An 8,192-nucleotide genomic window follows, 5' to 3' on the forward strand; every position below is an offset into this window, starting at 1 on the left:
GAAGTTCTGCGCGGCCCTTCGACTCCGGCCCTTCGGGCCTGCGCTCAGGGTGAGCGGTTGCGGCGGTACCGCTTGATTCGGTCGCCGTTCGCCCTGGGCGTAGCCGCGTAGCGGCGAAGTCGAAGGGCAGTCAAGCGAATAAACCGGCAAGGAAGCCAGCGAAATGGAATTTACCCTCTACATCCTCGAATGCGCCGACGGAAGCTTTTACATCGGCCATGCCGATGATCTCGGCAAACGACTGACGCAGCACGACGAAGGCAAGGGTTGTGTCTACACCTCGACCCGCCGTCCGTTGAAAAAATTGATCCACACGGAAGGTTTCGAAACGCGTTACGAAGCTTTGACCATGGAGCGCAAGCTGAAAGGTTGGAGCAGGGCCAAGAAACTGGCGTACATGGCTGGTGACTGGAAAGCTGTCGGTGATCTGGCCAAAGGGAAACATCGGTATCAGCGTTTGTTGTGAGGCGCTTCGACTCCGTCCATCCTGAGCTTGTCGAAGGGCTCAGCGAGAACGGTATGGGTGCGCCGCTTCTCCCCCGGATCAAGTCCGGGGCAGGCTCTGAGCGTAGGCTCAAAGGGCCGAAGTCGAAGGGCAAGCCAGCCTCAACAGGAAATTCGGAGTATCCGCAGTGAACGTGTCATCACACTACCAATCCGGCTTCGGCAACGAGTTCGCCAGCGAGGCCATTCCAGGCACCTTGCCACAAGGCCAGAACTCGCCGCAGCGGGTGGCGCACGGCCTGTACGCGGAGCAGCTGTCCGGCACCGCGTTCACCGCGCCGCGCCACGCCAACCGGCGCAGCTGGCTGTACCGGATCCGCCCGGCGGCGGTGCACGAACCGTTCCGGCCGCTGGCGCACGCCGCGTTCCACAACCGCTTCGACGAGGCCCCGGCCACGCCGAACCAGCTGCGCTGGGATCCGCTGCCGCTGCCGTCCGCGCCGACCGACTTCGTCGACGGCCTGGTCACCCTGGCCGGCAACGGCGGACCGGCCGAGCAGGCGGGCATCGGCATCCACGTGTATGCGGCCAATCGCTCGATGCAGGGGCGGTTCTTCTACGATGCCGACGGCGAACTGCTGATCGTGCCGCAGCAGGGCCGGCTTCGGCTGGCCACCGAGCTGGGCGTGATCGAAGTCGAGCCGCAGGAGATCGCGGTGATCCCGCGCGGCGTGCGCTTTCGCGTCGACCTGCTCGATGAGGCAGCCCGCGGCTACGTCTGCGAGAACTTCGGCGCGCTGCTGCGCCTGCCGGACCTCGGCCCGATCGGCTCGAACTGCCTGGCGAACGCGCGGGATTTCCTCACGCCGCGCGCGGCGTATGAAGACGTCGAAGGCGCGTTCGAGCTGATCGCGAAGTTCCAGGGCGCGCTGTGGATCGCGAAGATCGGCCACTCGCCGCTGGACGTGGTCGGCTGGCACGGCAACTACGCGCCGTACAAGTACGACCTGCGCCGCTTCAACACGATCGGCTCGATCAGCGTCGACCATCCCGACCCGTCGATCTTCACCGTGCTGACCTCGCCCAGCGACACCGTCGGCACGGCGAACGTGGATTTCGCGATCTTCCCGCCGCGCTGGCTGGTGGCGCAGCACACGTTCCGGCCGCCGTGGTTCCATCGCAACGTGGCCAGCGAATTCATGGGCCTGATCACCGGCGTGTACGACGCCAAGGCCGAGGGCTTCGTGCCCGGCGGCGCGAGCCTGCACAATTGCATGAGCGGGCACGGCCCGGATGCGGCCACGTTCGAGAAGGCGTCGAACGCGGATCTGTCGAAGCCGGACGTGATCGGCGGCACCATGGCCTTCATGTTCGAGACGCGCAAGGTGATCCGCCCCACGCAGCAGGCGCTGGACGCGCCGCAACTGCAGCACGACTACTACCGATGCTGGCAGGATATCCGCAAGCACTTCGCGCCGTGACGGCGATCCCTCCACGCATCTGACACAAGGCAGCACGATGAAACTCGGATCTCTCAAGGAAGGCGGCCGCGACGGCACGCTGGTGGTGGTCAGCCGCGATCTCTCCCGCGCGGTGAAGGCGGGCGGCATCGCGCCGACGCTGCAGGCGGCGCTGGACGACTGGTCGAATACGGCGCCCAGGCTGAATGCGCTGTCCGATGAGCTGAATGCCGGCCATGCCGCGGGCGCGTTTGCGCTGGACCTCCACGCGTTGGCCTCGCCCTTGCCGCGCGCCTATGAGTTCGTCGACGGCAGCGCTTACCTGCCGCACGTCGAGCGCGTGCGCCGCGCCCGCGGCGCCGAAGTGCCGAAGTCGTTCTACACCGACCCGTTGATGTACCAGGCGACCAGCGCCGGTTTCCTCGGTCCGCGCGATCCGGTCGTCGTGCCCAGCGAGGACTACGGCATCGATCTGGAAGCCGAAGTGGTCGTGGTCACCGACGACGTGCCGATGGCAGCGACGCCAGCGCAGGCGTCCGAACACATCCAGCTGGTCGGCCTGGTCAACGACGTGAGCCTGCGCGGGCTGATCCCGGGCGAGCTGGCCAAGGGCTTCGGCTTCCTGCAGTCCAAGCCGCGCTCGGCGCTGTCGCCGGTGCTGGCGACGCCGGACGAACTGGGCGAGGCCTGGCGGGGCGACAAGCTGCACCTGCCGATGCGCACCTGGTTGAACGGCGCCTGGTTCGGCGAGGCCGAGTGCGGCGTCGACATGCAGTTCAGCTTCGCCGAGCTGGTCGCCCACGTGGCCAAGACGCGGCCGCTGACCGCCGGCACCATCGTCGGTTCCGGCACCATCGCCAACGAAGACACCGGCAAGGGCGCCTCCTGCCTGGCCGAGCAGCGCACGGTGGAAACCCTGCGCGACGGCCATCCCACCACGCCGTTCCTGAAGTTCGGCGACCGCCTGAAGATCGACGTCACCGATGCCGCCGGCGCCTCGATCTTCGGCTCGATCGAGCAAAAGATCGAACCGTTGAAGCGCTGAAACCTGCCTGGGCCGCGCGCGGCTTCGACCCCGCGCCTGCGGCGCCACGCCTGTCCTGAGCCTGTCGAAGGGCTCGGCCCGGACGGTGGCGAGAGCCCACAGCCCCAGCCGTTCACCCCCAGATCAAGTCCGGGGCAGGCTCTGAGCGTAGCCGCGCAGCGGCGGAGTCGAAGGGCCATGTACGGCTGCGGCAGGTCGTCGCGACCGATGCGCGCCTTGATCCGGATCAAGGCGCGCTGGCGGGCGGCTCGACAGACTCGCTGCCATGGCCATTCCCATCACACCTCCCGAATTCGACCCGGCGCTGATCGCCCGCTACGACGTGGCCGGGCCGCGCTACACCAGTTACCCGACGGCGCCGCAGTTCAAGGCCGCCTTCGACGAGGCGGCCTTGCGCGAGATGATCCGCGCCTCCAACGAGGAGCCGATTCCGCGTCCGTTGTCGCTCTATGTGCACGTGCCGTTCTGCATGAGCCCGTGCTTCTACTGCGGCTGCAACCGGGTGATCACCCGCGACGTGACCCAGGCTGACCGCTACCTGGAGCGGCTGTACCGCGAGATCGAGCTGATCGCGCCGCTGTTCGACCGCGACCGGCCGGTGCGCCAGCTGCACTTCGGCGGCGGCACGCCGAACTTCCTCGATACCGCGCACATGGGCGAGCTGCTGGAATCGCTGGCGCGGCATTTCAGCTTCAGCCACGAGGCGTCGCGCGAATACGGCATCGAGATCGATCCGCGCTTCGCCGACGGCGCCTACATTCGCAACCTGGGCGAGCTGGGCTTCAACCGGATATCGGTGGGCATCCAGGATTTCGATCCGGCGGTGCAGAAGGCGGTCAACCGGATCCAGAGCTTCGAGCAGACCCGCGAGGTGATCGAGGCGGCGCGGGCCTCGGGCTTCCGCTCGGCCAGCGTCGACCTGATCTACGGCCTGCCGCTGCAAAGTGTGGACGGCTTCAGCCGCACGCTGGACCAGGTGGTGGCGCTGAACCCGGATCGCGTGGCGGTGTACGGCTACGCGCACCTGCCGGAGATGTTCAAGGCGCAGCGGCAGATCGACGCCGCCGACCTGCCCGACGCGGCCACCCGGCTGGCGCTGTTCGGCCGCGCGCTGGAGCACCTGTCGGCGGCCGGTTACGTCTACATCGGCATGGACCACTTCGCCAAGGCGAGCGACGAACTGGTGCTGGCGCAGCGCGCCGGCACGCTGCAGCGCAACTTCCAGGGCTACTCGACGCACGGCGACTGCGACATCGTGGGCCTGGGCGTCAGCGCGATCGGCCGCATCGGCGACAGCTACAGCCAGAACGCACGCGACCTGATCGGCTACTACGCGGCGCTGGACGCCGGCCGCCTGCCGGTGGTGCGGGGGCTGGCGCTGGACGAGGACGACGTGATCCGGCGCGAACTGATCAACGAGCTGATGTGCCACGGCACGCTGGACAAGCAGGCGTTCGGCGCGCGCCACCGGCTGCTGTTCGACGAATACTTCGTGCGCGAGCGGCAGCGCCTGGTGCCGCTGCTGGACGACGGGCTGGTGCTGGAAAGCCCGCGCGAGATCCGGGTGACCTCGCGGGGGCGGTTGCTGTTGCGTATCATCGCCATGTGCTTCGACGCCTACCTGGACGACGCGGCACAGGCCCCACGCTACTCTCGCGTGATCTGAGTGCGTGTGATCTGATCCACGCAGCCCCGACCCGGCAGCCCATCACCATCATGCCATCCAAGCCCATGGCAGGCCGCCTGCCCGAGCCGCCCAGCCCGATTGCCGACGACGGCGACGAGACGCGTTTCTGCGGCACCTGCGCGTTCTCCAGCGCCTGCATCGCGGCCGGCTACGACAAGCCGGAGCTGGCCGAGCTGCAGTGCCTGGTCGAGCATGTGGGGCCGTTCCGCGCCGGCGAGCACATCTTCCGCACCGGCGATCCGTTCCGCGCGATCTTCGCCGTGCGCGCAGGCACCGTGAAGACGCGCATGGTCGACAAGGAAGGCCGCGAGCAGGTGCTGGGCTTCTACCTGCCCGGCGAGGTGATCGGCCTCAACGCGATCTACCCCGAGCATTTCCCGTGCGATGCGGTGGCGCTGGACACGGCTTACTTCTGCCGCTTCTCGTTCCCCGCGATGAGCGCGCTGGCTTCGCGCATTCCCGCCGTGCAGCAGCACCTGTTCCGCATGCTGAGCAAGGAGCTGGGCACCGCCAGCCTGCTCGCCGGCGACCACAGCGCCGACGAGCGCGTCGCCGCGTTCCTGCTGGACCTGGCCGGCCGCTACGCCGTGCGCGGCTTCTCCGCCACGCGCTTCCACCTCAGCATGTCGCGCGGCGACATCGCGAACTACCTGCGCCTGGCCGCGGAAACCGTCAGCCGCGTGCTCAGCCGCTTCCGCAGCCAGCAGCTGATCGAGATCGAAGGGCGCGAACTGGAACTGCTGAACCCGAAGAAGCTGCGCGAGATCGGGCAGGCGCTGCTGCCAGAGTGAGGTTGCCGTGGTCTGCGGGCATCGGGCGGCCCGCAGCACGGGTCGCCCGATGGACTTTATCGCGGCCCTACTTGCCTGTGGGCCGGTAGCTCAACCCCGCGTTGTAGCTGTCGACGTGTGACGGGCTTTCCTGGATGGCCTCGCGCAGTGTCTTGCGCAGCGCATCCGCATCCGCCTTGCCGTAGGCGTTCTCGAGCATCTTCCACAACGTCGGATCGATCTCCTTGCCCAGATCGGCCCAGTTCTTGGCGGGGCTCACCAGCAGGAAATCCGGTGCGCCTTCGCCGCCGTCGACGACTTCGTTCAACATCGAGTAGCCCGTCCATTTGGTCTTTTTCGCGGCGGCGTAGATCTTCCTGGCCGCATCCTCGAATGCCTTGCGTTGGCCCGGTTTCAGCTTGAAGTAGGTGACCTCGATCAAGGCGGGCGTGCCGAGCGTGTCTGTCTGCAGGTGGCTGAGTTCGGGATCGCCCTGCATGAAGGCGCTGGTCTCGCCCTTGAGGTGAGGATTCACCTGCGCCCTGAACGTGGCATCGCAGGCCTTGCCGGCGTCGTGCATGGCGTCGAAGCTGGCCCATGTCATCGGCTCGGTGACGTAGGAATAACTGTAGACGTCGCCGGTTTCATGCACCCAGGCGGTCCACGCGTACTTGAAGCCGTGCTGGGCCAGGCACTGGTTGTAGCTCTTGATGCCCGCCTCATAGGCTTGCTGGTCGGCCGGGGCCACGGTGTCGGTGTAATCACGGACGACGTTCGCCTGGTCTTTTGCCGCCGCCTGGACGCTGCCCAGGCACAGCGCCGCGACTGCCGGCGCCAGCCACACACTCATGCGTTTCATGATGACTCCCCTCGGGGCGATTGCCCCCACGATGTGGGTCATGGGTATCCCCTGGGCGCTTCGTGACCCGGCAAAGCGTTGCGAGCATACGCTGGTGAAACGGATTGCGAATCTGCCGACGCGGCCGCCCGATTCGCATGGCGACACGGCACTGGTGGCCCGTTTGATGCAGGTCATGGCTGCCGCCGGCGACGGCGTGGCAGCATGGCGAATCGTTCTCGCTCCGGCTGCCGACGTCATGTCCGAACCGCAATCCACCGGCTCCGTGCCTTCGGCTTTTGCCGGGCTCCCCCGTTTGCTCGCCGCCGCGCCGCATCGGCCGCTGTTCCTGGCCGGCAGCATCGCGGTGCTGCTCAGCATGGCGTGGTGGGCGGTGGAGCTGACCTGGATGCGCTTCGGCCTGGCCGGCTGGCCGCAGCCGCCGATCCCGCCGGGCTGGGCGCACGCGATGCTGATCCAGTACGGCCTGTTCCCGCTGTTCATGTTCGGCTTCCTGCTCACCGTGTTCCCGCGCTGGCTGGGCCGGCCGGATCTGCCGTGGACGCGCTACGTGCCGGTGGCCGGCTGCGTGTTCGGCGGCTACGTGCTGGCGAACGTGGGCCTGCTCGACCTGGCATGGCTGCTGAAGCTTGGCGTGGCCGTGATGCTGGCCGGCTACCTGATCGGCGTGTGGACCCTGGCGGCGGTGCTGCGCGCCTCGACCGCGGAGCGCAAGGGTCACGCCCGTTCCTGCCTGGCGGCGTTGATCCTGGGCAGCCTGGGACTGGCGGTGTTCCTGGCCTGTCTGTCCGGCGCACCGGCGGATTGCGCGCTGCTGGCGATCAAGCTAGGCACGTACGGCCTGCTGCTGCCGATCTATTTCACGGTGATGCACCGCATGCTGCCGTTCTTCAGCGGCAACGTGGTGGCGGGCTACAAGGTGGTTCGCCCGGACTGGAGCCTGCCGGTGGTGTGGGGGCTGCTGCTGGCTCATCTATTGCTGGAATGGCGCGGCGCGCTGGGCTGGCTGTGGCTGGCCGACGTGCCGCTGGCCTTGGTGTTCGCCTGGCATGCGCTGACCTGGCAACCGTGGAAGGCGATGCGCCCGGGCCTGCTGGCGGTGTTGCACCTGGCGTTCGCGTGGCTGCCGGTGGCGTTCGTGCTGTACGCGGTGCAGGACGTGGCGTATGCGGCCAGCGGGCATCTCGTCCTTGGCCGCGCGCCGCTGCATGCGCTGGGGATCGGCTTCTTCGGTTCGATGCTGGTGGCGATGGTGACCCGGGTGACCCAGGGCCATTCCGGCCGGCCATTGCAGATGGGCAAGGTGGCCTGGCTGTGCTTCGGGCTGCTGCAGGTGGTGGCGCTGCTGCGCATCCGCGCCGAGCTGGGCGGCGACGTCTACCTGTGGCTGGTGATCGCCGCGTACGGCTGGCTGCTGGCGTTCCTGCCGTGGGTGCTGCGCTCGGCGTGGATCTACCTGACTCCGCGGGCGGACGGCAAGCCCGGCTGAGCGAGGGTCTGTGACAGGGTGACGCAGAGGGGCGCCAACGTGGTTCAAATTGATCCAGGTCAGTAGGGCGGCGGGGTGATCGCCTAGGATGCGCAAGAACTCACGGAGACCGCCCCATGTCACGTTCACCGCTCCTCGTTGTCGCTGCCGCCGCGTTGCTGACGCTGGCGGCCTGTTCCGGCAAGCCGCAGGCCGCGGCCAAGACGGATGCCGCCCCGACCGCCAGCGCCCCGGCCGAGCACGTCCGCGGCGACTTCGGCCCGCCGCAGGGCGAGCCGATCCACGCGGTGCTGACCAGCCCGCCGCAGGTGCCGCCGCCGGTCAACCGCAACTACCCGGCGAAGGTGATCGTGGAGCTGGAGGTGGTGGAGAAGGAGATGCCGATCTCCGAAGGGGTGAGCTACACGTTCTGGACCTTCGGCGGCACGGTGCCGGGCA

At 67.8% G+C, this 8,192-nt stretch carries 7 protein-coding genes and 1 pseudogene; 7 read left to right on the plus strand and 1 reads right to left on the minus strand.

Features of this window, described 5'->3' with window-relative positions; genetic code table 11:
• Nucleotides 1–163: 163 nt before the first annotated feature.
• The 5 genes from KK131_RS17415 to KK131_RS17435 all read left to right on the plus strand — a co-directional run bounded on the left by KK131_RS17415 (nt 164) and on the right by KK131_RS17435 (nt 5,427).
• Nucleotides 164–466 (plus strand): GIY-YIG nuclease family protein, encoded by a 303-nt coding sequence (locus KK131_RS17415; protein WP_214558131.1) that lies wholly within the window; start codon nt 164–166, stop codon nt 464–466.
• A 166-nt stretch (nt 467–632) separates the two neighbouring features.
• Complete coding sequence (hmgA, locus tag KK131_RS17420) at nt 633–1,925, plus strand: homogentisate 1,2-dioxygenase (protein ID WP_214558132.1); 1,293 nt, start codon at nt 633–635, stop codon at nt 1,923–1,925.
• Between the two features lie 37 nt (nt 1,926–1,962).
• Nucleotides 1,963–2,949, plus strand: coding sequence for a fumarylacetoacetate hydrolase family protein (locus KK131_RS17425; protein ID WP_214558133.1), 987 nt, complete (start codon nt 1,963–1,965; stop codon nt 2,947–2,949).
• A 265-nt stretch (nt 2,950–3,214) separates the two neighbouring features.
• On the plus strand, nt 3,215–4,615 hold the full coding sequence (gene hemN, locus KK131_RS17430) for an oxygen-independent coproporphyrinogen III oxidase (protein ID WP_214558134.1): 1,401 nt from the start codon (nt 3,215–3,217) through the stop codon (nt 4,613–4,615).
• Nucleotides 4,616–4,665: 50 nt separating this feature from the next.
• Nucleotides 4,666–5,427 carry a helix-turn-helix domain-containing protein gene (locus KK131_RS17435; RefSeq protein ID WP_214558135.1) on the plus strand — a complete coding sequence of 254 codons (762 nt, stop codon included), beginning with the start codon at nt 4,666–4,668 and terminating at the stop codon, nt 5,425–5,427.
• 67 nt (nt 5,428–5,494) lie between these two features.
• Here KK131_RS17435 and KK131_RS17440 read toward each other — a convergent pair whose 3' ends face one another.
• Nucleotides 5,495–6,265, minus strand: coding sequence for a hypothetical protein (locus KK131_RS17440; protein WP_214558137.1), 771 nt, complete (start codon nt 6,263–6,265; stop codon nt 5,495–5,497).
• Nucleotides 6,266–6,503: 238 nt separating this feature from the next.
• Here KK131_RS17440 and KK131_RS17445 point away from each other — a divergent pair, with 238 nt between their 5' ends.
• Nucleotides 6,504–7,754, plus strand: a complete 1,251-nt coding sequence (locus KK131_RS17445) for an NnrS family protein (protein WP_214558138.1) — start codon at nt 6,504–6,506, stop codon at nt 7,752–7,754.
• A 116-nt stretch (nt 7,755–7,870) separates the two neighbouring features.
• Nucleotides 7,871–8,192 (plus strand): annotated as a pseudogene (locus KK131_RS17450) (nitrite reductase, copper-containing); the annotation flags it as partial.

The organism is Rhodanobacter sp. LX-99 (assembly GCF_018599185.1).
Taxonomy (GTDB): Bacteria; Pseudomonadota; Gammaproteobacteria; order Xanthomonadales; family Rhodanobacteraceae; genus Rhodanobacter.

Bases quoted from the DNA above. Each gene is read 5' to 3' on its own strand.
- hemN (WP_214558134.1), top strand. From the start codon at position 3,215: ATGGCCATTCCCATCACACCTCCCGAATTCGACCCGGCGCTGATCGCC.
- KK131_RS17415 (WP_214558131.1), top strand. From the start codon at position 164: ATGGAATTTACCCTCTACATCCTCGAATGCGCCGACGGAAGCTTTTAC.
- KK131_RS17425 (WP_214558133.1), top strand. From the start codon at position 1,963: ATGAAACTCGGATCTCTCAAGGAAGGCGGCCGCGACGGCACGCTGGTG.
- KK131_RS17440 (WP_214558137.1), bottom strand. From the start codon at position 6,265: ATGAAACGCATGAGTGTGTGGCTGGCGCCGGCAGTCGCGGCGCTGTGC.
- KK131_RS17435 (WP_214558135.1), top strand. From the start codon at position 4,666: ATGCCATCCAAGCCCATGGCAGGCCGCCTGCCCGAGCCGCCCAGCCCG.
- KK131_RS17445 (WP_214558138.1), top strand. From the start codon at position 6,504: ATGTCCGAACCGCAATCCACCGGCTCCGTGCCTTCGGCTTTTGCCGGG.